This window comes from Microbispora siamensis (genome assembly GCF_016863095.1).
GTDB classification, from domain to species: Bacteria; Actinomycetota; Actinomycetes; order Streptosporangiales; family Streptosporangiaceae; genus Microbispora; species Microbispora siamensis.
This window is the reverse complement of sequence record NZ_BOOF01000013.1, coordinates 147,550-170,678: the sequence shown is the minus strand read 5'-3', so window position 1 is coordinate 170,678 and position 23,129 is coordinate 147,550. Positions and strand designations below refer to the sequence as shown.

Annotated in this window: 23 protein-coding genes; 7 read left to right on the top strand and 16 right to left on the bottom strand. The window is 71.3% G+C overall.

Annotated features, from left to right (window positions below; translation table 11 throughout):
• Positions 1-162: 162 nt before the first annotated feature.
• A complete protein-coding gene (locus Msi02_RS14455; protein ID WP_204048831.1) occupies positions 163-1,263 on the top strand; it encodes a DUF4192 domain-containing protein in 1,101 nt (366 codons plus the stop codon).
• On the opposite strand, the gene Msi02_RS14450 is transcribed toward Msi02_RS14455, so the two are convergent.
• The gene (locus Msi02_RS14450) at positions 1,242-1,592 is read right to left on the bottom strand and encodes a hypothetical protein (protein ID WP_204048830.1); all 351 of its coding nucleotides are present in this window, start codon (positions 1,590-1,592) and stop codon (positions 1,242-1,244) included. The two genes, Msi02_RS14455 and Msi02_RS14450, sit on opposite strands and share 22 nt — an antisense overlap.
• Positions 1,593-1,792: 200 nt before the next feature.
• On the opposite strand from Msi02_RS14450, the gene Msi02_RS14445 reads away from it, so the two are divergent.
• Positions 1,793-2,347 carry a DUF1707 and DUF4870 domain-containing protein gene (locus Msi02_RS14445; protein ID WP_239108405.1) on the top strand — a complete coding sequence of 185 codons (555 nt, stop codon included), beginning with the start codon at positions 1,793-1,795 and terminating at the stop codon, positions 2,345-2,347.
• Positions 2,348-2,354: 7 nt separating this feature from the next.
• Here Msi02_RS14445 and Msi02_RS14440 read toward each other — a convergent pair whose 3' ends face one another.
• The 7 genes from Msi02_RS14440 to Msi02_RS14410 form a co-directional block, all read right to left on the bottom strand.
• Positions 2,355-3,881 (bottom strand): ATP-dependent DNA ligase, encoded by a 1,527-nt coding sequence (locus tag Msi02_RS14440; protein WP_204048828.1) that lies wholly within the window; start codon positions 3,879-3,881, stop codon positions 2,355-2,357.
• A gap of 173 nt (positions 3,882-4,054) precedes the next feature.
• Entirely contained in the window at positions 4,055-5,332 is a 1,278-nt protein-coding gene (gene nuoH / locus Msi02_RS14435) for an NADH-quinone oxidoreductase subunit NuoH (RefSeq protein WP_204048827.1), read from the bottom strand.
• Between the two features lie 64 nt (positions 5,333-5,396).
• Positions 5,397-6,206, bottom strand: coding sequence for a helix-turn-helix transcriptional regulator (locus Msi02_RS14430; protein ID WP_204048826.1), 810 nt, complete (start codon positions 6,204-6,206; stop codon positions 5,397-5,399).
• 86 nt (positions 6,207-6,292) lie between these two features.
• Positions 6,293-7,822 carry a glycosyltransferase family 39 protein gene (locus Msi02_RS14425; RefSeq protein WP_204048825.1) on the bottom strand — a complete coding sequence of 510 codons (1,530 nt, stop codon included), beginning with the start codon at positions 7,820-7,822 and terminating at the stop codon, positions 6,293-6,295.
• Between the two features lie 191 nt (positions 7,823-8,013).
• Complete coding sequence (locus Msi02_RS14420; RefSeq protein WP_079316111.1) at positions 8,014-8,388, bottom strand: FKBP-type peptidyl-prolyl cis-trans isomerase; 375 nt, start codon at positions 8,386-8,388, stop codon at positions 8,014-8,016.
• A 166-nt stretch (positions 8,389-8,554) separates the two neighbouring features.
• On the bottom strand, positions 8,555-9,244 hold the full coding sequence (locus Msi02_RS14415; protein ID WP_179155263.1) for a YrzE family protein: 690 nt from the start codon (positions 9,242-9,244) through the stop codon (positions 8,555-8,557).
• 84 nt (positions 9,245-9,328) lie between these two features.
• Entirely contained in the window at positions 9,329-10,768 is a 1,440-nt protein-coding gene (locus Msi02_RS14410; protein WP_204048824.1) for a GuaB1 family IMP dehydrogenase-related protein, read from the bottom strand.
• Between the two features lie 104 nt (positions 10,769-10,872).
• Between Msi02_RS14410 and Msi02_RS14405 the strand changes: the two genes are divergently transcribed.
• Positions 10,873-11,382, top strand: a complete 510-nt coding sequence (locus tag Msi02_RS14405) for a GyrI-like domain-containing protein (protein ID WP_079316113.1) — start codon at positions 10,873-10,875, stop codon at positions 11,380-11,382.
• On the opposite strand, the gene Msi02_RS14400 is transcribed toward Msi02_RS14405, so the two are convergent.
• From Msi02_RS14400 to Msi02_RS14375, 6 genes are all read right to left on the bottom strand, one after another.
• Positions 11,364-11,933, bottom strand: coding sequence for a hypothetical protein (locus Msi02_RS14400; RefSeq protein WP_204048823.1), 570 nt, complete (start codon positions 11,931-11,933; stop codon positions 11,364-11,366). The genes Msi02_RS14405 and Msi02_RS14400 overlap by 19 nt on opposite strands.
• Positions 11,930-12,163 (bottom strand): helix-turn-helix transcriptional regulator, encoded by a 234-nt coding sequence (locus Msi02_RS14395; protein WP_079316115.1) that lies wholly within the window; start codon positions 12,161-12,163, stop codon positions 11,930-11,932. Before Msi02_RS14395 ends, Msi02_RS14400 begins: the two co-directional genes overlap by 4 nt.
• 30 nt (positions 12,164-12,193) lie before the next feature.
• Positions 12,194-12,985 carry an ABC transporter permease gene (locus Msi02_RS14390; RefSeq protein ID WP_079316116.1) on the bottom strand — a complete coding sequence of 264 codons (792 nt, stop codon included), beginning with the start codon at positions 12,983-12,985 and terminating at the stop codon, positions 12,194-12,196.
• The gene (locus tag Msi02_RS14385; RefSeq protein ID WP_079316117.1) at positions 12,982-13,845 is read right to left on the bottom strand and encodes an ABC transporter ATP-binding protein; all 864 of its coding nucleotides are present in this window, start codon (positions 13,843-13,845) and stop codon (positions 12,982-12,984) included. Before Msi02_RS14385 ends, Msi02_RS14390 begins: the two co-directional genes overlap by 4 nt.
• A 96-nt stretch (positions 13,846-13,941) precedes the next feature.
• Complete coding sequence (locus Msi02_RS14380) at positions 13,942-14,589, bottom strand: nitroreductase family protein (RefSeq protein WP_204048822.1); 648 nt, start codon at positions 14,587-14,589, stop codon at positions 13,942-13,944.
• Between the two features lie 104 nt (positions 14,590-14,693).
• Positions 14,694-15,812, bottom strand: coding sequence for a CaiB/BaiF CoA transferase family protein (locus Msi02_RS14375; RefSeq protein WP_239108404.1), 1,119 nt, complete (start codon positions 15,810-15,812; stop codon positions 14,694-14,696).
• Between the two features lie 75 nt (positions 15,813-15,887).
• Here Msi02_RS14375 and Msi02_RS14370 point away from each other — a divergent pair, with 75 nt between their 5' ends.
• The 3 genes from Msi02_RS14370 (at position 15,888) to Msi02_RS14360 (ending at position 19,715) form a co-directional block, all read left to right on the top strand.
• On the top strand, positions 15,888-16,877 hold the full coding sequence (locus Msi02_RS14370) for an NAD(P)-dependent oxidoreductase (RefSeq protein WP_204048821.1): 990 nt from the start codon (positions 15,888-15,890) through the stop codon (positions 16,875-16,877).
• Between the two features lie 185 nt (positions 16,878-17,062).
• A complete protein-coding gene (locus tag Msi02_RS14365; protein WP_079316121.1) occupies positions 17,063-18,433 on the top strand; it encodes an FAD-binding oxidoreductase in 1,371 nt (456 codons plus the stop codon).
• Between the two features lie 25 nt (positions 18,434-18,458).
• Entirely contained in the window at positions 18,459-19,715 is a 1,257-nt protein-coding gene (locus Msi02_RS14360) for a class I SAM-dependent methyltransferase (protein ID WP_079316122.1), read from the top strand.
• A gap of 6 nt (positions 19,716-19,721) precedes the next feature.
• Here Msi02_RS14360 and Msi02_RS14355 read toward each other — a convergent pair whose 3' ends face one another.
• Positions 19,722-21,248 carry a long-chain-fatty-acid--CoA ligase gene (locus tag Msi02_RS14355; RefSeq protein WP_204048820.1) on the bottom strand — a complete coding sequence of 509 codons (1,527 nt, stop codon included), beginning with the start codon at positions 21,246-21,248 and terminating at the stop codon, positions 19,722-19,724.
• Between the two features lie 149 nt (positions 21,249-21,397).
• On the opposite strand from Msi02_RS14355, the gene Msi02_RS14350 reads away from it, so the two are divergent.
• Positions 21,398-22,666: a cytochrome P450 gene (locus Msi02_RS14350; RefSeq protein WP_204048819.1), complete on the top strand. Its 1,269-nt coding sequence runs from the start codon at positions 21,398-21,400 to the stop codon at positions 22,664-22,666.
• 9 nt (positions 22,667-22,675) lie between these two features.
• On the opposite strand, the gene Msi02_RS14345 is transcribed toward Msi02_RS14350, so the two are convergent.
• On the bottom strand, positions 22,676-23,095 hold the full coding sequence (locus Msi02_RS14345; protein WP_204048818.1) for a hypothetical protein: 420 nt from the start codon (positions 23,093-23,095) through the stop codon (positions 22,676-22,678).
• Positions 23,096-23,129: the final 34 nt, after the last annotated feature.

Sequence of the window (23,129 nt, the reverse complement as noted above, 5' to 3'; positions counted from 1 at the left end):
AGCTAAGAGATCCGGGGCGTGGACATGGCGCCGAGTGTAGGCCGCGTGCCCCGCCCGGTGCCAACGGTTTTCCGGCTGACCGGTTGTCCACAGGAGGATGCTTGTCCCCAGAACGCGCTTCGGCCGTCGTGGGGGCGGGGCCGTCCGGCGAGGCTTGCGGCCATGACGATCCCGAAGCTCGTGCTCTCCTCGCCGGCGGACATCCTCGCCGCCGTGCCCTACCTCGTCGGGTTCCACCCCGCCGACAGCCTCGTCGTGACCGGCGTCGCCGGCCCGGAGGTGCGGCTGACGACGCGCTGGGACCTGCCGGTCGCCTCCGGGGACCTCGACCGGCTGGTCACACTGCTGCGCCGCGAGTCGGTGACCGCCGCGTTCGTCGTCGGTTACGGTCCCGGCGCCCTGGTGACCCCGGCCGTCGACACGGTGACCCGGCTGCTGCACGCCGGAGGCATCCGGGTGGCCGAGAGCCTCCGGGCCGAAGGCGGGCGCTACTGGTCCTACTCCTGCGGCAGCGCGACCTGCTGTCCCCCCGAAGGCACGCCCTACGACACCGAGCGCAGCCACGTCGCCGCCGAGGCCGTGATGCACGGGTTGGTCGCCCTGCCCGACCGGGGCAGCCTGCGGCGCTCGGTCCAGCCGTGCGGCGGAGCGGCGATGCGGCAGGTCACCCTCCGCGTCATGGCCGATCTGCGGGCCGTGCCCGAGCCGGGGGGATCGGTCGCGGACGAGACGGCCGCGCGGTTCGTGGCCGAGGGGCTGGCGCGGGTGCGCAGAGCCATCGGCCTGTACGACTCGGGAGGCAGGCTGGACGACGAGGGCGCCGCCCGGCTCGGGCTCGACCTCGCCGTGGTCAGGGTGCGTGACGAGGCGTGGGCGTTGATCGACGACCGGGACGCGCACATCGCACTGTGGCGCGACCTCACCCGCCGGCTGGAGCCGGGCCACGTCGCACCCGCGGCCTCACTGCTGGCGGCCGCCGCATGGCATCGGGGGGAGTGCGCGCTCGCGGGGATGGCGCTGGAGCGCGCGCTCGCCGCCGACCCCGGCTATTCGATGGCGCTCCTTCTCCGGCAGGCCCTGGTGCACATGATGTCCCCCGCCATGCTCCGCGACCGCATGCCGACGCCGGAGGAGCTCGACGAGGAGATGGGCCGTCCCCGGGCGATCTGGCTCGCACCGCTGCGCGCGCTGCTGGCCAGGGACCTGCCCGCTCCGGTGTCCGCGACGGCCCCGGGCCGCGGTCAGACCGCGTCGCCGCCCTGAGCCTGACGACGGCGCTCGTTGTAGGCCCGCATCCGGGCGGGGTAACCCGTGAGCTGCACGTCGTACACCGGAAGGGCGAGATCCCTGGCGACCTTGGCGATCACGGCGGGAGCTCCGACACGGCGACGGGTCCACTCCCCGTCGTGGGCCACTGCCACCGCGGTGGTGTCGGTCGCGAAGGTCTCGGGCTCGACGTAGAACTCGACTCCACGCCGGGTCTTGGCGAACTCGATGAGGGCCTCGATGTCGGCGTCGGTCGCCTCGCGGTCGAACTTGGCCACGCGGGCGCCCCGGCGCCGCCGGAGCCCGTAGCGATCTCGCCATCTCATAGTGCTTGTATACATCGCCGTGGATCACGATGGCGTTAAGTGAACGGTCTCGGGGCGATGTCGGGGATGTCCCTGATGCCGCCGGGTGCGTACGCGGCACAAGATGGAGGCAGACTCGAAGAGAGCCGAGCAGTCGATCGACGGAAGGCGAAGCTGTGATGCCCGCGGCAGCGACACCACCATGGCCGGGCAGTGCCCCGATGCCACACCCTCAGTTGCGCGTCACCAACCAGGACCGCGAACAGGTGGTCGAGCACGTCAAAGCGGCTTACGCCGAGGGCAGGCTCGACAAGCACGAGATGGACGAGCGGCTGCACCTGGCGATGACCGCGCGCACGCACGCCGATCTCGTGCCCATCATGAACGACCTGTACGGCACCCGCCCGGCGTACGTGCCCCGGCCGCCCGCGTACCGGCCGCCCGCGTACCGGGCCGCGGTCCCGGACGGGGGAGACCGGGTCGGGGCGGCGGCCTCGCACCTGTTCGCGCTGCTGGGGTTGTTCATCATCGGCCCGCTGCTGATGATGGTGACCGCGGGGCGGACGTCCCCCTACATCAGGAAGCACGCGGTGGAGTCGCTCAACTTCCACCTCACCGTGCTGGGGGCGACGGTGCTGCTGCCGTTCACCGTCGTCGGCGTCGTCCTGCTGCCGGTCATCTGGGTCGTCGGACTGGTGCTGTGCATCGTCGGCGGGGTGTCGGCGCTCGCCGCCACCGAGTTCCGCTACCCGCTGACCATCCGCCTGATCAAGTGACTCCCGGTCAGGGCATGAGTGCGCGGACCGCGGCCACGGTGTCGGCCTCCTCCGGCCGCTTGTCGGGCCGGTAGCGCAGCACTCGGGCGAAGCGCAGCGCCATGCCGCCGGGGTAGCGGCTCGACCGCTGCACGCCGTCGAAGGCGATCTCCACGACCAGCACAGGCTTGAGCGTGACGACGTAGCCGTCCACCGGTCCCTCCGCCAGCCGCAGGAACTGCTCGGTCTGCCAGGTCAGCAGTTCGTCGGTGAGGCCCTTGAACGTCTTGCCGAGCATCACGAAACCGCCGGTCTCCGGGTCGTAGGCGCCGAGGTGCAGGTTGGACAGCCAGCCCCGGCGCCGTCCGCTGCCCCACTCGGCGGCCAGCACGACCAGGTCGAACGTGTGCCGCGGCTTCACCTTGACCCAGCCCGCCCCCCGCCGGCCCGCGGCGTACGGCGTGCGCAGCGACTTCACCACGACGCCCTCGTGGCCCCGCCGTACGGCGTCGCCGAAGAACGCCTCGGCCTCCTCGGCGTCCGCCGTGACGAGCCGAGGTGTGATCAGCTCGGCCGGGACCGCGGCCTCCAGCGCGGCGTGCCGCTCCTCGTCCGGCAGGTCGAGCAGGTCGGCGCCGCCCACGCGCAGGGCGTCGAAGAAGAAGACGGTCAGCGGCACGGTCGCGCGCAGCGACGCGACGTCGGTCCTGCTGGCCACCCGGCCCGAGGTGACCTGGAACGGCTCGGGGCGGCTGTCCGGGCGCAGCGCGATGACCTCGCCGTCGAGCACGAGATCGGTCCCGGGCAGGCCGAGCACGGCCTCCACCAGCTCGGGGACCTGCGCGGTGATGTCGTCGAGCGTGCGGGTGAAGACGGCGACCCGGTCGTCCGACCGGTGGGCCTGGACCCGCACGCCGTCGAGCTTCCACTCCACGGCGGCAGGGACGCCGGCCTTCTCCAGCGCGGCGGTCACGCTGGGCGCGCTCTGCGCGAGCATCGGCGCCACCGCCCGCCCGACCTCCAGGTGGAACGCCTTCAGCTCCGCGACACCGCCGCGCAGCGCGGCCGCGCCGACGGCGGGCAGCGAGCCGCGCAGGGTCAGGGCCCGGCGCACCTCGGCCGCGGGCACGTTCGCGGCCATGGCGACCGCCTCGATCATCACCCCGTTGAGCGCCCCCTGGCGCAGCTCGCCCGTCAGCAGCCGGTGCAGGAACGACTGCTCCTGCCGGGTGAGGGCGCCGAACAGCTCGCCGAGCAGTTCACGGCGCGCGGCCTGCGAACCCGACCCGGACTGCGACTTGACGCGTTCGAGCAGCGCGTCGACCTGCGTCAGGGTCGCCGTGGCGATCTGGCGCGGCTCGGGGAGGTCGGACAGGCTCCGCCAGCCCACCCCGATCTGGCGCTGCGGCAGCTCACCGGACAGGTAAGCGATGGCGATCTCGGCCTCGTCCGGTCCCACCCTGCCGAGCAGCTCGGCGAGGTGCCTGATCTTGGCGAGCCGCGCCGAGTCCGCGGCGACGGCCGCGGACGTCCTGGCAAGGTCGATCAGCAACACACCGTAATCCTGCCTCACCACAGCGCCAGATGCCCAGGCCGGGGGTCGGACACGACCTAGTGGGACGTCCGCGAGCCTTGGCCGGGTCGGTCACTGCGCCATCCGGAAGGAACCTGCGGTCCTCGTGAAGCCCGCTCCGCTTCCTCGATCCAGACGAACGTTTGCGGGCAGCACTAGCTCCGCCACGCCCCGTGATAATGCGGCAGGTCGAGCGGCGGCACCGGGAAGCCGCCTGCCGCGGGCTCGTCGGACAGTCGCTCGAACTCGGCGTCGACTTCGGCCTTCTTGGCTTCCTTGCGCCGCTGGTTGACGGTGTCGAACCGCATCCAGATGGCCGGCGCGCCGACCGCGATGACCGCGCCGAGGACGACGCCGATCATCCGGTTGTCCTCGTTGACGACCACATTGCGCACGGCCGCGACGAGCAGGATCCAGGCCAGGTTGACTGGGATGAGCACCTTCCATCCCAGCGACATGAGCTGGTCGTAGCGCACACGGGGCAGCGAGGCGCGCACCCACACGATGAAGCTGAAGGTCAGCACGAACTTGATGAAGAACCACAGCACCGGCCACCATCCCGTGTGCGCCCACTCCCACGACATCGGCAGCGGCGCCCGCCAGCCGCCGAGGAACAGCGTCACGGCGATGCCCGAGGCGGTGAAGGTATGCAGGTACTCGCCCATCATGATCAGGGCGAACTTCAGCGACGACGAGTACTCGGTCTGGAAGCCGCCGACCAGCTCGCCCTCGCCCTCAGGGAGGTCGAACGGGATGCGCGCGGCCTCGCCGAACATGCAGACCACGTAGATCAGGAACGACGGGATGAGCAGCACCGCGTACCAGGTGCCGGCCTGCACCTTGACGATCTCCGAGGTGGACAGCGTCCCGGCGGAGATGAACACCGCCACGAACGACAATGCCATCGCGATCTCGTAGGAGACCACCTGGGCCGCTGAGCGCAGGCCGCCGAGCAGCGCGTACGGCGAGCGTGACGACCAGCCGGCCAGCACCACGCCATACACCGACACCGCGCCCATGGCCGGCATGAACAGCACCGCCACCGGCAGGTCCACGAGCTGCAGCGGCGTCTGCACGCCGAACAGGTCGACCATCGGCGCGAACGGCACGATCGAGAAGGCCAGGAAGGCCGGGACCACCATGATGACCGGGGCCAGCAGGTAGAGCACCTTGTCCACGGTCCGCGGGAAGATGTCCTCCTTCAGCCCCATCTTGAGCGCGTCGGCGACCGACTGCAGCAGGCCGAACGCACCGGCCCGGTTGGGGCCGTAGCGGTGCTGCATCCGCGAAATCAGCTTGCGCTCGTACCAAACCCCGAATACCACTCCGAACGCCAGGAAGAGGAACAGCATCACGGCCTTGACGATGGTGATCCACAGCGGGTCCCTGCCGAAGTCGGCAAGGGTGGGATCGGCCATGGGAACGCCGGTCATGGAGTGCTGCTCCTTCCTCTGCCGCGGCGTCCGGCGAGTCCGGGACCCGCGGTGGAAGGTGACGCTATCCGGTGAGCGGATCGGCGTCTTGAACGAATGCGAACAGCCGCTTCGGCGTCATGCCCGCCATCGCCCGGATCTCGCGGGTGAGATGGGACTGATCGGCGTAACCGCACGCGACCGCCTGCCCCAGCGTGGCCGAGGGCCGCCGCAGCAGATCCACGGCGCGCTGGAAGCGGGCGATCCGGGCGACCGTCTTCGGCGACAGGCCTACCGAGCGACGGAACCCGAGTTCGAGGTATCGGCGGCTGACGCCCAGCTCGTCGGCCAAGGCACCGATGGTGAGCCGTCCGTCCGGTTCCTGCAGCCGCAGCCAGGCCTGCATGATCACGCCGTTGGGGACGGCGTCGGGACGCAGCCACGCCGTCAGCAGTTGCTCCAGCAGGCTGAAGCGCGCCGCCCAGTTCGCCGGCGCGGCCAGCCGACCGGTCAGCTCCGCGGCGCGGGCCCCGAGGAGATCCGCCAGGTGCACGGTCGCACCGGCCACCTCGCGCATGGATGTCCCCGTCAGTGCCGACATCCCGGCAGGGGTGAGCCCGACCGCCACCCCGTGGCGCCACGGGGTGCGAGCCGGGAGCGTCGCGGCGCTCCGGGGGCCGGTGACGATGGCGCTCATGCCCGTGAAGTCGATGATGAGGGTGGCCGCGTTGAGCGGCAGCATCCTGCTGGGCGGAAGCCTTCCCGCCGGAGCGCGAAAGCCTGCCCAGCCCAGCACGTAGGGACGCAGGCGTCGGCCCGACGCGCGGATGACGATCCGGTACGCCTCCGCCGGTGGCTGTGCGGGCAGGGAAGCGGGCAGGGAATGCGTCGCCATCACATCAGCACACCGCCGGTTCACGGGAGGTCATGGATCAAGTGTGCCGGGAGCGTGCGACACCCGGCACACGGGAGAAAGCCCTACTAGCTGTAGTGGCGCACGCGCGGCCACAGCTCGCGCCAGGGCCGGACGGGGTCGCGGCAGACCGTGATCGGCACACCCCGCTCCTCGCCCGGCATCCCGCTCAGCCTGCCCGCGACGGTGCAGCGGGCGAAGACGGCGCCGAGGTCGGCGGGCGGGTAGCCGACGGACACGACCACCCGCGTGCCCTCCGGCGGCGGTCCCCACCACCACAGCTCGTTGTGGCCGCTGTAGACCGCGGGCAGCCCGAACTCGCCCGCCCAGCGGCGCAGCGCGCCGGCCTCGCCGTAGTTCGCCGCGAGCAGCACCGCACCGGCGCGCTCGCCGGCGGGCAGGCCGCTCACCACCCGGGCCGTCTGCGACGCCACATCGCGCATGCCCACCGACTCACGGGCGACCTCGTTGATGGCGGCGACCGGCGTGCCGGCGAGCGACGCCGCCGGGACGACCGGCAGCGCCACGACCACCGCCACCACGGCGTCGACCGCCAGCGCCGCGACCAGCACTCCCCGCCTCCGCCACCCGGCCGCCGTCACGCAGCCGGCCGCGAACAGGTAGAGCAGGAACGCGCCGGTGTAGTCGGGGCGGCCCCCCGAATAGAGGACCAGCGCGCAGGCCACGGGGTAGGCGATGGCGAGGGAGCGGACCCGCCGGTTCCGCCACAGCCGCAGCCAGCCCGCCGCGCAGACCACCGCCTGCACGGGCCCGAGCAGCACGATCTGAAGGGGGACGAAGGTGGCGCGGTTGTCGGCGCCCTCGTCGATCCTCAGCGCCTGGGCCATCTGGAACTGCGGCCAGTCGTGCGTCGCCTGATAGAGCAGGTTGGGTGAGGCGATCGCCAGAGCCAGGAGGGCGCCGGCCCACAGTCGCCTGTCCCGCAGCACCTCGCGCGGGCCGGCCACGAGGATGCCCAGGCCCACGCTGCCCAGCAACACCACGATCAGGTCGCGGTTGTACGCGGCGACCCCGGACAGCGCTCCCACCCAGAGCCAGTAGCGCCCGTCCCCTCTGAGCAGCACCCGGAGCAGGCACAGCGTGACCGCGCTCCACAGCACGAGATCGGGGGTGAGGGTCAGCAGGGCGTGACCGGCCACGAGAGGCAGCACGGAGGTCGCCGTCCCGGCCGCGGCGAGGACCTGGGCTGCGCGTCCGCCACCAAGCCCGCGGGCGGCCAGCGCGACGAGCACGACCAGAGCCCCGGCGCACAGGGCGGGCACGATCCGCAGCGCGACGACCGTGTCCCCGAAGATCGCCGTGGACACCCGGGCGATCATCGGCGTGAGCGGTGGGGTGTCGAAGTATCCGAGCCGCGGCCGCTCGCCCAGCATGCGGAAGTACAGCTCGTCGCGGTGGTAGCCGTACCAGGGGCTCACCGCGAGCAGCACGGCCACGGTCGCGGCGGCGATCGCGGGCACGGCCCGGGGCGGCCCGGTGAGCGGAGCGCCCGCCCGGAGGTCACCGCCGGGGGCCGCCCTGCCGGCGTCGTCGCGTGTCGCCGGCGTGCCGCCCGTCAACTGGTCGTCCGCGGTCACGCCGGCCTCCCGGAAGCCGGCGTTCGCAGGGGGCCGTCCTGAGGGCGGCCGTGATGGGAGGGACCCCGATCGAGGGGGCCCATGCGGCGGTGGTTCGGGAGGGCATGGTCCACGCGGTCATCATCCTCGAACCGCTCCCGTCCTCCTATCCCCGAATCCGGAGCGCCGCCGTCGCCTCGCCGGCGTCCCGGTCAGCCGACGCCGAGCAGGTCGACGACGAAGATGAGCGTCTCACCGGGCTTGATGAGGGCGCCCGCGCCGCGGTTGCCGTACCCGAGGTGCGGGGGGATCGTCAGACGGCGCCGTCCGCCGACCTTCATGCCGGCCACGCCGCGGTCCCAGCCGGCGATGACCCGGCCGCCGCCGAGCGGGAACTGGAACGGCTGGCCGCGGTTCCAGGAGGCGTCGAACTCCTCACCCGTGGAGAACGCCACCCCGACGTAGTGGACGGTCACGTTCTGCCCGGGCTTGGCCTCCGGCCCGTCCCCCTCGACGAGATCGACGATCTCCAGGTCCGCGGGCGGCGCGCCCTCGGGAAAGTCGATCTCGGGCTTCTCCAGTGCCACGTGGGCCTCCTGTTCTGTGTTTGCCCAACTGTTCTGTATGTGCCCGAAGGCGCTTCGGGTGCCGGAAGTTCCGGCCGGCTGACGACTCTACCGGGGACGGCCGACACGACGACGCCTTCCCCACGCGGGGTGGGGAAGGCGTCGGAATTCCGGAGGATGACGAGGGTTACGGGCGACGGCCCCTCGACAGGCCCGCCCGGTCGTCGTCGCGCGCCTCCTCGGCACGGCCTTCATCCGCACGAGCCTCATCCGCGCGGGCCTCATCCGCGTCGGTCACCGGGTAGCCGGTGGCCTGCGGAGCGGTGTCACGCGCCGCGAGCGGTGACGTGACGGGCCCGGCCGACGGCGGACGCTGGACCACGACGGTGTCGGCCGGCTGCACGCCGCCCTGCAGCAGCGCCTGGGCCTGGTCGAGCATGGGAGAGGCCACCAGCACGTCGTAGCGCCCGGCGACGATCGAGCTCCTGGACGAGAAGTCGCGCGTCCCGCCGGTGAAGGCGTGGCTGGTGAAGCCGAAGGCGGCGCCGGCGATGGCGCCCCAGAGGATCGACCACAGCACCAGCCCGAAGAACGAGGTCGTGGCCGAGGTGAACAGCCCGAGGAACAGGCCGACGATGAGTCCGAACACCGCGCCGGTGATCAGGCCGGACAGCGCGGCCCTGCCGTTGGTGAGCCGCCCGGTGACGGTCTCCTCCAGGCGCAGGTCGCTGCCGACGATCGCGGTGTTCTCCACCGGGAACCCGGCGTCGGACAGGGTGTCGACGGCGCGCTGCGCCGCCGCGTAGTTGTCGTAACTGACCAGCAGCCGTCTGTCGACCGCCGGACTGACCGGCCCTCCGGCCGGGGAGTACTGCATGATCGCCTCCGCGGGGTAGTGCGGTCGGTAACACGGACGCACTACCCCCAGAGAGCTCGATATTCCTGTACGGAATAGGAGGAGTCACCAGCTTTGGTGCAGCGGCATGCCCTCGCTGTAGCCGGATGCGCTCTGCACGCCGACCACCGCCCGCTCGTGGAACTCCTCCAGAGTGGTGGCGCCCGCGTACGTGCAGGAGGAACGCAGACCGGCCACGATGGCGTCGACCTGGTCCTCCACGCTGGGCCGTGCCGGGTCGAGGTACATCCGGGAGGTCGAGATGCCCTCCTCGAACAGCGCCTTGCGGGCCCGCTCGAACGGCGAGTCCTCGGCGGTGCGCAGCCGTACGGCACGGGCCGAGGCCATGCCGAAGTTCTCCTTGTACTTGCGCCCGTCCGGGGCGGTGCGGGTGTCGCCGGGCGACTCGTACGTGCCGGCGAACCACGAACCGATCATGACGTTGGAGGCTCCCGCGGCGAGCGCCAGCGCGACGTCGCGGGGGTGGCGCACGCCGCCGTCGGCCCACACGTGCCGGCCCAGGCGGCGGGCCTCGGCGGCGCACTCCAGAACGGCCGAGAACTGCGGCCGTCCCACGCCGGTCATCATCCGGGTCGTGCACATGGCGCCCGGGCCCACGCCGACCTTGACGATGTCGGCGCCGGCCGCCACGAGGTCGCGTACGCCCTCCGCGGTGACGACGTTGCCCGCCGCGATCGGCACGGAGGGCTCCAGCGCGCGTACGGCCCGCAGCGCCGAGATCATCTTCTCCTGGTGGCCGTGCGCCGTGTCGACCACGAGCACGTCGACGCCCGCGTCGAGCAGTTCCTTGGACTTGGCGGCCACGTCGCCGTTCACCCCGACCGCCGCCGCGACGCGCAGGCGGCCGCGCGCGTCCACGGCGGGCTGGTAGAGGGTGGAGCGCAGGGCGCCGGTGCGGGTGAGGATGCCGACCAGGCGGCCGTCCTCGTCCACCACGGGCGCCAGCCGGTGGCGGCCCTCGTGCAGTGCCTCGAACGCGGCCTGCGGATCGACGCCGCGCGGCAGCGTCTGCGGTGATTCGGTCATGACCTGGGAGAGCTGGGTGAACATGTCGACGCCGTGGCAGTCGGCCTCGGTCACCACGCCGACCGGGCGGTTGTCCCAGTCGACGACGATGACCGCGCCGTGCGCCCGCTTGGGCAGCAGGGTGAGCGCCTCGCCCACGGTGTCGTGGGGAGTGAGGGTGATGGCCGTGTCGTGGACGAGGTCACGGCTCTTCACCCATTCGATGACATCGGCCACCACGTCGATCGGGATGTCCTGGGGGATGACGGCGATGCCGCCGCGCCGGGCGATGGTCTCGGCCATGCGGCGGCCCGCGACGGCCGTCATGTTGGCGACGACGATGGGGATCGTGGTGCCGGTTCCGTCACCGGTGGACAGGTCCACGGCGAGGCGCGACCCGGCCGAGGAACGGGACGGCACCATGAAGACATCGCTGTACGTGAGATCGTAGGGCGGCGTCACATCATTGAGGAATCGCACGTTTGTCCAGCCTACGTTGTGAGCGGGTCATATCCGGCATTCCCGGCCGACGCCGGAGCAGACCCGGACACGGGATACATTGACCTCGCCTGAAAGGAGAGCATGTGATCATCGTTGACCGTCCGGAGACGCTCGTCGTCGGCTATGCCGTACGGACGACCAACGCGGCGGAGGCGGACCAGGCCCGCGCCCAGCTGCCGGCCCTGTGGGCTCGCGCCGGAGCGCCCGGAGCCTTCGCGCACGTGCCCGGCCGGATCGACGAGAACCTGTACGCCGTGCTGACCGACTACGAGAGCGACCACAACGGCGCCTACACCCAGATCGTCGGCGTGGCCGTGCGTACGGCGGCGCGACTGCCCGAGGGCATGGTCGCCGTGCGGGTGCCGGGCGTGCCCGCGCTGCTGTTCGAGGCGCGGGGACCGATGCCGGGCGCGCTCGTCGAGGCCTGGCAGCAGGTGTGGAAGCACACCGAGTCGGGCGGCACCCCGGCCCGCGCCTTCACCACCGACCTGGAGATCCACCACCCCGGGGGCGTCGACCTCTTCGTGGCCACGCTGCCGTCGTTCGGGGAGCCCTCCGGGCCCCCGGCGCAGGTTCAGGCGACGCCGGCCTGATCGTCGTTCTGCCCGTCGTCCCGGTCGTCGTCCGGCGGCGGGTCGGGCAGCCGCCACCCGGCGACCAGCAACGGCAGCAGGAAGTGCGTCCACCACAGGGCGAAGACGCCGAGGAACACGGCCGCGGCGGGGATCTGGGACTTGTCTCCCTCGCTCCACGTCGCGACCACGACGAACGCCGCCAGGCCGGCCAGGATGAGTCGCATCACCCTGTTCGCGTACGTGTGCGCCCGGAGCCGCTCGGCGACCTGCCGCTCGTCGAGGTGGGTCTCCGGCAGCGAGGCGAGCCCGCGGGTGGCGCTGTTCAGCGCGGTCACGACCGGGACGTAGATCGCCAGCATGACCACCAGCAGCACGAGGTTCACCCGGACGGCGGTGTCGCTCGGGGCGATCGCCCACGACACCGCGGCGTCCGCCCACAGCAGCAGCACGCTGGCCGCGCCCGCCACGACGAGCAGGCGGCGCCGCCGCCGGGTGCGGTGCAGCGCCACGAGGCGGTCCTGCTCCATCGACCGGGCCACGTGGAGGTTCCAGCGTTCGCGCAGGTTCACGACGCGCTCCCCAGTTTGGGAAACGGCTTGAGGGAGAAGACGACCTCCACCGGCACCTCGAAGAACTCGGCGATCCGCAGGGCCAGGTGAAGGCTCGGGCTGTACTCGCCGCGCTCCAGGTAGCCCACCGTCTGGTAGTGCACCCCGAGCGCGGCGGCCAGATCCCGGCGCGAGACCCCGCGGTCGGCCCTCAGCACCGCGATGCGGTTGAACACCGGCTCCTCGGCCACGTCTCACCTCCGTCGGGCCCATGAGTCCGCTCATCTTCCGCGGACCCGGCGCAGCAGCCAGGGGGCTAGCACCATACCGCCGACCGCCCATGCTCCCAGAACGGCCGCCGCCCGGCCGAGCGGCCAGCTGTGCCCGAGCTCGGTCGCGAGGACGGAGTCGGGCAGGAACGCCGCGCGCAGCCCGAGGCCCTGCCAATAGAGGGGGAAGAACTGGGCGATGCCGCGCACCAGGCCGGGCAGCGCCTCCAGCGGGAACATCACCCCGGAGACGAGCATCAGGAGCATCGACGGCAGGGCGAGCATGGCCGCGGCCGCCTTCGGGCCGGACACCAGGCTGCCGATCATCGCGCCCAGCGGCACGACGGCCAGCGTGCCCAGCACCAGGACCCAGGCGAGCGTGAACCACCGCGCGGGCGTCGCCGGCGCGGTCACCCCGGCGAGCGGCACGGCCACCAGCAGGACGAGCGCGGCGTTCAGCGCGATCGTCAGCAGCGTCGAGACGGCCCGCCCGGTCAGGTAGACGCGGATGCCCCGGGGCAGCGTGCGGGCTCGCATGAGCGTGCCCTCCTCGCGGTCCGCGGCGATCAGCATCGGCAGCCCCATCAGCCCGGTCGAGAAGACCGCGAACGCCAGGAAGCCCGGCGTCATGAACGCCGCCATGGACACGGGTGCGCCGGGCACGTTGTCGTCCCCGATGAACAGGACGAGCACCACGTAGGTGCCGACGGTCCCGACGAGGGCGTTCAGCAGCTCCTTGCGGTCGCTCCAGAGGTTGAGCTGCTCGGTCCAGCCCCGCCGCAGCCCCAGCGTCGTCGCGTTCATCGCGTCCCTCCCACGGTCGCCGTCTCGCGCGTCTCGTCGATGAGATCCAGGTAGCTCTCCTCCAGGGTCGGCCGCCTGATCTCCAGCCCGGGGACCGGGCCGCCGTACCGCCGGTGCAGGTCCCACGCCACGCCGGACGGGTCGGCGGTCTCCAGCTCGCCGTCCTCCCAGCGCACCAGCGACGGCGCCTGCACGGCACGGGCCAGCTCGGCCGGACTGCCGCAGGTGACCACCCGCCCGGCCACGAGTACGGCGATCCGCCCGGACAGCCGCTCGGCCTCGGCCAGGTCGTGCGTGGTGAGCAGGACGGTCAGCCCCTCGTCGCCGGCCAGCCGCTCGATCAGCAGGTGGAACTCCCGCCGGGCCTCGGGGTCGAACCCGGTCGTGGGCTCGTCGAGGAACAGCACGTCGGGACGGCCGACGATGCCGAGCGCGACGTCCAGGCGGCGGCGCTGGCCCCCGGACAACACCCCGACCCGGTTTCGCGCCGCCTCGGTCAGGCCGAGCGTGGCGAGCAGCTCGTCCACGTCGCGCGGCTTCTCGTAGTGCGCCGCGACGTGCGCGAGCAGGTCGCGCGCCCGCCAGCGGGGATGGTCGCGCCACGACTGCATCACCACACCGAGCCGCGCCCGCCAGGCGTCCCCGGCCCGAGCCGGGTTCTCGCCGAGCACCTCGACCTCGCCCGACCAGCCCGTACGGAACCCTTCCAGGATCTCGACCAGGGTGGTCTTGCCGGCGCCGTTGGGCCCCAGCAGCGTGAACACCTCGCCCCTGCGCAGGTCGAGGTCGACGCCCTTGAGCACCTGGATGGGCCCGTACGCCATGCGGAGTCCGCGTACGCGGATGACGACGTCGTGCATGCGCCCTCCAATGAAGTAATCGTGCTCTCGAATGTAGTAGATGTACTACATTCGATTCAATACCTGCTTCATTGGAGGGCGGTCAGCGTGATCGGCTCAGGGCGTCCAGAGGGGCTCGGGGATCTCGAAGCCCACCGGCTCACCCCACTGGTTGCGGTAGGCGACCTCGTGGGCGGGGCGGCGCGGGGCCACGTCCCAGCGGCCGGTCGGGTAGCCGAAGGTGACCATGCACGCCACCTGCCAGCCCTTGTCCTCGGGCACGCCGAGGATCCGCATCGTCTCCGCGCCGTGGAACAGCCCCAGCACGGACGTCAGCGCGCTGCCCACGCCGAAGGCGCGGGCGGCCAGCTGGGCGCTCCACACCGAGGGGTAGATGGAACCGCCGCTCGGGTCGTTGCGGGTGAAGGCGAACATCAGCAGGGGATAGGACTCGAAGTGGTCGGCCAGGTGCTGCGCCGACCGCAGCACGTTGAGCGTGCGGGTGTCGCCGGTCGCCTCGGCCCGCTCGCGCATCGGCTTGTAGTGCCCCTCGAACAGCCTGCCGAGCGCGTCCCGGTACAGCGGCCCCAGCTGGGACTTCACCTCGGGATCGTCCACGAGCAGGAACCGCCAGCCCTGGGTGTTGCCGGCGCTGGGGGCGCGGACGGCGGCGTCCAGGATGCGTTCCTGGACCTCCATCGGGATCGGGTCGGGCTTGACCCGCCGCATGGCGCGGGTCGTGTAGAGGGCCTCGAAAAGGTCCATGTGCGGGAGAACTCCTCGATCGTCGCGGGGGAAATGGGAGCCGGGGTCAGGGCAGCACGGGCGGGGGAGGCGGTCAGGCCGGCAGCACGGTCACGGCGGCCCGGTCAGGCCAGCACGCCGGCGGCGCGCAGGGCCTTCGCCTCGTCGCCGGGCAGGCCCCAGCCGCTCAGGTCGTGCAGCCGGGTGGCCGGGGCCAGGTCGCCGCACGGCACGCCCACCAGCCGGGGCGCGGGCGCGGCCTGCGGCAGCCCGCCGACCTCCACGAACGTGCCGCGCGCCTGGTTGTGCGGATGCCGGACGGCCTCGCGAGGGTCGAGCACGGGGGACACGCAGGCGTCGGATCCCTCGAAGACCGCCTCCCACTCGGCGCGGGTGCGCGACCGGAACGCCTCGGTCAGCCGCTCCCTGATGGCCGGCCAGTTCGCCCGGTCGTCGCGGTCGGGCATGTCGTCGATGCCCATCCGGGCGAGCATCTCCGCCCAGAACTGCGGCTCGAGCGCGCCCACGGCGAGATGGCCGCCGTCGGCCGTCTCGTACGTGTCGTACATGGGGGCGCCGGTGTCGAGGAGGTTGGTGCCGCGCGGGCCCCAGTGGCCGGAGTGCACCCCGCCGTAGAACATCGAGAACAGCAGCGCGGCGCCGTCCACCATCGCGGCGTCCACCACCCGGCCGCGCCCGGTGCGCTCACGTTCCAGCAGGGCCAGCAGCACGCCGTACGCCAGCATGAGCCCGCCGCCGGCGAAGTCGCCGAGGATGTTGATCGGCGGGGTGGGCTTGCCGCCCTCGCGGCCCAGCATCGACAGCACTCCGGCGATGGCGATGTAGTCGATGTCGTGCCCGGCCGTGGAGGCGAGCGGGCCGTCCTGTCCCCAGCCGGTCATGCGGCCGTAGACCAGCCGTTCGTTGACCGCGTGGAGGTCGGCGGGCCCGATGCCGAGCCGTTCGGCGACCCCGGGCCGGAAGACTTCGATCACCACGTCGGCCCGCTCGGCGAGCCGCTTGAAGGCGGCGACCCCCTCCGGGGACTTGAGGTCCAGGCCGATCGTCCGCTTGCCGCGGTCCATCACGTCGCGGCGCGGGGCGTCGCTCACGGCCTTCACCCGGTCGATCCGCAGCACCTCGGCGCCGTGGTCGGCGAGCATCATCCCGGCGAACGGCCCGGGCGCGAGACCGGCCAGTTCCAGCACCCGGATCCCCGCCAGCGGTCCCCGCGACTCTTCCATCCGCGCCCTCCTCGCAGCGGCATCAGTTCACGCGACAAGTAGAACATGTTTCTGTAGGCGTGCGAGACTGCGCCCGTGACGTGGAATGTTCTCGCGCTGCCGCCGCTTCCGGAGACCGCGGTGCGCGGCCTGCTCGCCGACCTCGACGGCCGCGTCGAGGTGCGTGTCCCCGCCCGCCACGACCGCGCGGCGCTGCTGGACGCGCTGCCCGAGGCCGAGATCGTCGTCGGCGACTGGAGCGGGGCCCTGGCCCTCGACGCCGAGGCCGTACGGCTGGCGCCGCGCCTGGCGTTCGTGCAGCAGCCGTCGGTCGGTGTGGACGGGCACGACCTGGAGGCGCTGGCCCGCGCCGGGGTGCCCCTCGCCAACACCGCGGGGGTGAACGCCGCCGCGGTGGCCGAGTGGTGCCTGGCCGCCGCGCTGGCGCTGCTGCGCCACCTCGCGGACGGCGACAGGGACATGCGGGCGGGGGAGTGGCCGCAGTTCGCCTACCAGCGCCGCGAGCTCGCCGGATGCCGGGTGGGAGTGATCGGCTTCGGGCCGATCGGCGCGGCCTGCGCACGCCTGTTCGGCGCGCTCGGCTGCCGGGTCTCCTACTGGTCGCGCACGCCCAAGCCCGAGTCGTACGGCGCGGCCTACCTGGACCTCGACGCGCTGGTGGCGGGCAGCGACGTGCTCGTCCTGGCCGTGCCGCTCGCGCCGGAGACCCGCGGGCTGATCGACGCCGCCGGGATCGCCCGCATGCCGAAGGGGTCGGTGCTGGTCAACGCGGCGCGGGGCGGGGTGGTCGACCAGGCGGCGCTGCTGGCCGCGCTGGAGTCCGGTCACCTCGCCGGCGCGGCGCTGGACGTGTACGACAGCGAGCCCCCGCCGCCGGACGACCCGCTGCGCTCCTGCCCCCGGGTCCTGCTGTCGCCGCACGCGGCCGGGGTCACGCCCGAGGCGACGACCCGGCTGATCCGGTGCGTGCTGGACAACCTCACCGCGGCGGTGGAGGGCCGTCCCGTCGTCAACGTGGTCAACGGCGCCGACCCGCTCGTCCGCCGGCGTCAACCCAGGTCATGACGGTTTCCACAGTTACGGCAGGGGCGGCGGAGGCGATGAGAAAGGGCAGGATACGATCTACGCCGACGGGGCGCCGCGGGAATTCCAGATAGTTTTCGCGGGCGTAACGTGTCTACTCTGGTCTGCGTTCCCCTCCGGGGATAGCGTGCCAAGAGGCGATCTCTACGATCCATGGGGGTGGTGTCATGCCAGAGCGCACGGCCAGTATGACCGCCCATCAGCAGGCCGTCGAGCAGATCAGGAACTCCTACGCGGCCATTCCGGCGGACGCGGCTCCCCGGCTGGCCAAGGCGACGACGAACCTGTTCCGCTTCCGCACGCCGGCCAAGACGGCCACGCTGTCCGCCCGCGATCTGGACCAGGTCATCCACGTGGACCCGGTGACCATGACGGCCGAGGTCCAGGGCATGACGACGTACGAGAACCTGGTGGACGCCACGTTGCCGTACGGGCTCATGCCGTACGTCGTGCCGCAGCTCAAGACGATCACGCTGGGCGGCGCGGTCACCGGTCTCGGCATCGAGTCGACGAGCTTCAAGGACGGCCTGCCGCACGAGTCGGTCGAGGAACTGGAGATCCTCACCGGCGACGGGCGGATCGTGGTGGCCCGGCCCGACAACGAGCACGCGGACCTGTTCCACGCGTTCCCCAACTCCTACGGCACGCTCGGCTACGCCCTGCGCATCCGGATCAAGCTGGCCCGGGTGAAGCCGTACGTCAAGCTGACGCACATCCGCTTCAGCGACGCCGACAAGTGCATGCTCGCCATGCAGGAGATCTGCGAGAGCCGCGAGCACGACGGCGAGCAGGTGGACTTCGTCGACGGCACGTTCTTCGGCCCCGACGAGCTGTACATCACGATCGGCTCGTTCTCCGACCGGGCGCCCTACACGTCCGACTACACCGGCATGCGGATCTACTACCAGTCGATCCGCAGCCGCGTCCGCGACTGGCTGACCGTGCGCGATTACCTGTGGCGCTGGGACACCGACTGGTTCTGGTGCTCGCGCGCCTTCGGCGTGCAGCAGCCGCTGGTCCGCTCGCTCCTCCCGCGCCGCTACCTGCGGTCGGACGTCTATCGCAAGCTCGTCGGCCTCGACCAGAGGTACGGCGTGACCGCCCGGATCGACCGCTGGCGGAACAACCCGGTGCACGAGTCGGTCATCCAGGACGTCGAGGTGCCGATCGAGCGCGCCGCCGAGTTCCTGGAGGTCTTCCACGACAAGGTCGGCATGACCCCGGTGTGGATGTGCCCGCTCAAGGCGACCGACCGGTGGGCCCTCTACCCCCTGGAGCCCGGCCGCCTGTACGTGAACTTCGGCTTCTGGGGCATGGTTCCGCTGCCGCGCGGACAGTACGACGGTTACTACAACCGGCTGATCGAGCGGGCAGTTCACTCGCTCGACGGCCACAAGTCGCTGTACTCCACCTCTTTCTACGAGCGTGAGGAGTTCTGGCGGCTTTACAACGGAGACGCCTACTGGCCGGTCAAACGCGCTTACGACCCGGGCGGCCGGTTGCTGGACCTCTATGACAAGTGCGTCAGGGGCCGGTAGGCGTCGATACGTCGGGAGAGGTGCAATGACTCTTGCGAAGATCTTCGAGAAGATCGTCGGTCCTGACGCGGGCGTCGAGTTCGTCGCCTACGACGGCAGCAAGGCCGGATCCTCGGGGGCGGACCTCCGCATCGAGGTGAAGTCGCCGGTGGCGGTGGCCTACCTCGCGCAGGCGCCGGGAGAGCTCGGCCTCGCCCGCGCGTACATCTCCGGCCACATCGACGTGCACGGGGACATGTACACCCTGCTCGACCGGATGTGGTCGCTGACCCTGAACGACCTGCCGCTCAGCGAGAAGGTCGCCGCGATCCGCTCGCTCGGGATCAAGCCGCTGCTGATGCGCGTCCAGCCGCCGCCGCAGGAGGCACGGCAGAGCACGCTGGCGAAGCTGGGCAGCCGGCACGCCAAGCAGCGGGACGCCGAGGTGATCCACCATCACTACGACGTCTCCAACCGCTTCTACGAGTGGGTGCTGGGCCCCTCCATGGCGTACACCTGCGCGGTCTTCCCACGGCAGGACGCGACGCTGGAGGAGGCGCAGTACACGAAGTTCGACCTGGTGGCCAAGAAGCTCGACCTCAAGCCCGGCATGCGGCTGCTCGACGTCGGCTGCGGCTGGGGCGGCATGGTCATGCACGCGGCCAAGGAGTACGGCGTGAAGGGCCTCGGCGTCACGCTGTCGCGCCAGCAGGCCGAGTGGGCGCAGAAGGCCATCGCGGAGGCGGGGCTGTCGGAGCTCGCCGAGGTCCGCTACATGGACTACCGCGACGTCGCGGAAACCGGTTTCGACCGGGTCAGCTCGATCGGCCTCACCGAGCACATCGGCAAGGACAACCTGCCGTCGTACTTCTCCTTCCTGTACGGCAAGCTCAAGCCGGGCGGGCGCCTGCTCAACCACTGCATCACCCGTCCGACCAGCACCGAGAAGACCATGAACAAGGGCGGCTTCATCAACCGCTACGTCTTCCCCGACGGGGAGCTGGAGTCGGTGGGCTACCTGATCCGCCAGATGGAGGACACCGGTTTCGAGGTCCGCCACGAGGAGAACCTGCGTGAGCACTACGCGCTGACGCTGCGCGAGTGGTGCAAGAATCTCGACGCCCACTGGGACGAGGCGGTCGAGGAGGTCGGCCAGGGCACCGCCCGGGTCTGGCGGCTCTACATGGCCGGCTGCGTCGTCGGGTTCGAGCGCAACAAGGTGCAGCTCCACCAGGTGCTCGGCGTCCGGCTCGACGAGGGACGGTCGCACGTTCCGCTGCGCCCGTCCCTCGACTGGCCGTAAAGGTCCCTACCGCAGCTCGCGCTTGAGGATCTTGCCGGTGGCGGTCATCGGCAGGGACTCGCGGAACTCCACGATCCGCGGGTACTTGTAGGCCGCCATCGTCTCCCGGCACCACGCCACCAGTTCCTCCTCGGTGGTGGTGGCGCCGGGCTTGCGGATGACGTACGCCTTGACCTCCTCGCCGTGGGAGTCGTGGGGCACCCCGACGACCGCGGCGAGCGAGACCGCCGGGTGGGTCATGAGGACCTCCTCGATCTCTCGGGGGTACACGTTGAAGCCGCCCCGGATGATCATGTCCTTGGCCCGGTCGACGATGAAGTAGTAGCCGTCCTCGTCGCGCCGGGCCACGTCGCCCGTACGGAACCAGCCGTCCTTCATCACCTCCGCGGTGGCCTCCGGCCGGTTGTAGTAGCCCTTCATGATGTTGTGGCCGCGGACGGCGATCTCGCCGATGTCGTCGACCGTGTTCCACTCGGCGTCGACCAGCTTCATCTCCACGCCCCAGATCGGCGTGCCGATCGACCCGGGCTTGTTGGGCTTCCCGGGCTGGTTGAACGAGGCCACCGGCGAGGTCTCCGACAGGCCGTAGCCCTCCAGGACGTCCACCCCGAACGTCGCGCTGAAGTCCTTGAGGACCTCCACCGGCAGCGCCGATCCGCCGGAGACCGCGCTCACCAGCGACGTCGGCACCTGCGCCGCCCCGGTGTGCACCGCGGTGAGCATCGCCCAGTACATGGTCGGCACGCCGGCGAACAACGTGACGTTCTCCCGCCGCATCAGCGTGAGGGCCTCGGCCGGCTCGAAGCGCGGCATCAGCACGAGCGCGGCGCGGCGCCGGAACCCGGTGTTCATCAGCACGGTCTGGCCGAAGGAGTGGAACAGCGGCAGCGTGACGAGGTAGACGTTCTCCGGCTGCCGCGGCGACAGCTCGTCGTTGACCATCGCGTTCATCAGCATGTTCTGATGCGTGAGCTCGGCGCCCTTCGGCTGCCCGGTGGTGCCGCTGGTGTAGAGGATCACCGCCGTGTCCTCGGGGGAGGTCTGCACGGTCTCGAACTCGCCGGACATCCCGTCGAGGGCCGCCCACAGCGTCTCGCCGAGCTCGGACTCGGTGGCGAGCGGCGTGGCCGGCAGCACGAAGAAGTGCTCGGCGCGTTCGGCGTCGGCGAAGCCGGCCCGGCCCCGCTCGCCGAGCGGCAGCTCCGGCGAGCCCTCGAAGCAGAAGAAGGCCTTGGCGTCGGAGTCGTCCAGGTGATAGGCGATCTCCCTGGCCTGCAGCAGCACGTTCAGCGGGACGACGGTCGCGCCCGCCTTGAGGATCCCGTAGTAGACGAACGGGAAGTACGGCAGGTTGGGGCAGGCCAGCGCCACCTTGTCGCCCTTGCCGATGCCGCGCGAGACCAGCAGGTTGGCGACCTGGTTGGCGACGGTGTTCACGAGCGAGTACGGCAGGCGCATGTCGCCGAGGACGACCGCGGTGGCGTCGGGCTTCTCCCGTGCGCTGTCTTCCAGCACGACGGCCAGGTTGAGCATCTGCCGCTCCCTCTTCTATCGGACCCTTCGGTCCATACCAACCGGTAGGTACCTCAGCGTAACCGCTCGGAGAGTGGATTTTGAGGGTCCGGTTACAAGGGCGTTCTCGACCCTTGACGATGCTGTGTCCCCGCACAAGAGTGGGCGACATGGACACGGCTGTCGACCTGTCCCACATCCCGTTCTGGGGGCTGCCCCAGGCCGAGCGGCACGAGGCGTTCCGCCGCCTGCGCGCGCTCGACCGGCCCGTCTTCTTCCGGGAGAACAAGATCCCCTTCATCGGTCACGGACCGGGCTACTACGCGCTCGTACGGCACGCCGACGTGACCGAGGCGAGCCGCGACCCCGCCGTCTTCAGCAGCGAGCCGACGGCCAACAGCATCCCGGACATGCCGCGCTGGCTGGCCGTCTACTTCGGATCGATGATCAACATGGACGATCCCCGGCACGCCCGGCTGCGGCGGATCGTCTCGCGGGCGTTCACCCCGCGCATCCTGACCAAGATGGAGGAGGACCTCGGCCGGGCCGCCCGGGAGATCGTCGACGGGGCCGTGCGGGAGGGGCCCGGCGACTTCGTCACCCAGATCGCCGCCCGATTACCCGTACGGGTGATCTGCGACATGATGGGCATTCGGCCCGAGCACCACGACCGGGTGCTGCGCCGTACGAACACGATCCTGGCCAACGCCGACTCCGAGTATTCGGGCGTCGCCGTCGACCCGTCCCGGCCGGACGGCTCCTTCGGCCGCTGGACCACGGCCCGCGGCCTGGCCGCGCTGTTGCGGGCCGGGCACGACCTCAACGCGCTGGCGCGGCGCCTCGCCGGGGAGCGCCGCCGCCGGCCCACCGACGACCTGACCAGCAGGCTCGTGAACGGCGAGGAACGCCTGACCGCCCAGGAACTCGGCTCGTTCTTCATCCTGCTGGTCGTCGCGGGCAGCGAGACGACCCGCAACGCCATCGCCCACGGGCTCAAACTGCTCACCGACCACCCCGAGCAGCGCGCGCTGCTGCTCGCGGACTTCGACGGGCGCATCGCGGGCGCCGTCGAGGAGATCGTCCGCTACTCCAGCCCCGTCATCCAGTTCCGCCGCACCGTGACACGCGACCACACGATGAACGGCCACGACTACCGCGCGGGCGACAAGGTCCTGCTGTTCTACAACTCGGCGAACCGGGACGAGGCGGTCTTCCGCGATCCCGACGTCTTCGACATCACCCGCAGCCCCAACCCCCATGTCGGCTTCGGCGGCCACGGCCCCCACTACTGCCTGGGCGCCCACCTCGCCCGCCGGGAGATCACCGTGATGTTCCGGGAACTGTTCGACCGCATGCCCGCCATCCGTTCCGTGGGCGAGCCGTCCTACCTGCTGTCCAACTTCATCAACGGCGTCAAGCACATGAGCTACCGCTTCTGAGCCTCGGCGTCAGTGAGCGTACTCGTCGCGGCGCCACAGCATGGCCGCCAGCATCAGCGGGAACATCGCGACGTGGGCCGCGACCATCAGGGCCATGCCGTGGATCAGGCCCAGCCACAGGAGCGGGAACAACGGCACGACCGGGGCGAACATCGCGCCGCACATCTCCAGGACCGGGGCCCAGGCGTGCCCGCGCACGCGCATCCAGACGGCCATGCCGGCCGACATGTCGAACGCCATGAGCAGATAGGCGAGTTCGGTATCGCGGGCGTACGAGGGCTGGATCCCCAGGGCGGACCACAGCAGGCCGAGCGCGAACATCCCGGCGAACATCGCGACCACCATCTCGAGGTAGTGCAGGGCGAAACGGCCCCATCGCCGTGTGGCGGGGCGGTGGCCGGTGGGCCTTCCAGGCGTGGTGTGCGTCATGGCCCAACTGTCCGGGCGGCCCGCGGACGCGCCA

Bases quoted from the DNA above. Each gene is read 5' to 3' on its own strand.
- Msi02_RS14455 (WP_204048831.1), top strand. From the start codon at position 163: ATGACGATCCCGAAGCTCGTGCTCTCCTCGCCGGCGGACATCCTCGCC.
- Msi02_RS14450 (WP_204048830.1), bottom strand. From the start codon at position 1,592: ATGAGATGGCGAGATCGCTACGGGCTCCGGCGGCGCCGGGGCGCCCGC.
- Msi02_RS14445 (WP_239108405.1), top strand. From the start codon at position 1,793: ATGCCACACCCTCAGTTGCGCGTCACCAACCAGGACCGCGAACAGGTG.
- nuoH (WP_204048827.1), bottom strand. From the start codon at position 5,332: ATGACCGGCGTTCCCATGGCCGATCCCACCCTTGCCGACTTCGGCAGG.
- Msi02_RS14430 (WP_204048826.1), bottom strand. From the start codon at position 6,206: ATGGCGACGCATTCCCTGCCCGCTTCCCTGCCCGCACAGCCACCGGCG.
- Msi02_RS14415 (WP_179155263.1), bottom strand. From the start codon at position 9,244: ATGCAGTACTCCCCGGCCGGAGGGCCGGTCAGTCCGGCGGTCGACAGA.
- Msi02_RS14390 (WP_079316116.1), bottom strand. From the start codon at position 12,985: ATGAACGCGACGACGCTGGGGCTGCGGCGGGGCTGGACCGAGCAGCTC.
- Msi02_RS14385 (WP_079316117.1), bottom strand. From the start codon at position 13,845: ATGCACGACGTCGTCATCCGCGTACGCGGACTCCGCATGGCGTACGGG.
- Msi02_RS14380 (WP_204048822.1), bottom strand. From the start codon at position 14,589: ATGGACCTTTTCGAGGCCCTCTACACGACCCGCGCCATGCGGCGGGTC.
- Msi02_RS14375 (WP_239108404.1), bottom strand. From the start codon at position 15,812: ATGGAAGAGTCGCGGGGACCGCTGGCGGGGATCCGGGTGCTGGAACTG.
- Msi02_RS14365 (WP_079316121.1), top strand. From the start codon at position 17,063: ATGCCAGAGCGCACGGCCAGTATGACCGCCCATCAGCAGGCCGTCGAG.
- Msi02_RS14360 (WP_079316122.1), top strand. From the start codon at position 18,459: ATGACTCTTGCGAAGATCTTCGAGAAGATCGTCGGTCCTGACGCGGGC.
- Msi02_RS14355 (WP_204048820.1), bottom strand. From the start codon at position 21,248: ATGCTCAACCTGGCCGTCGTGCTGGAAGACAGCGCACGGGAGAAGCCC.
- Msi02_RS14350 (WP_204048819.1), top strand. From the start codon at position 21,398: ATGGACACGGCTGTCGACCTGTCCCACATCCCGTTCTGGGGGCTGCCC.
- Msi02_RS14345 (WP_204048818.1), bottom strand. From the start codon at position 23,095: ATGACGCACACCACGCCTGGAAGGCCCACCGGCCACCGCCCCGCCACA.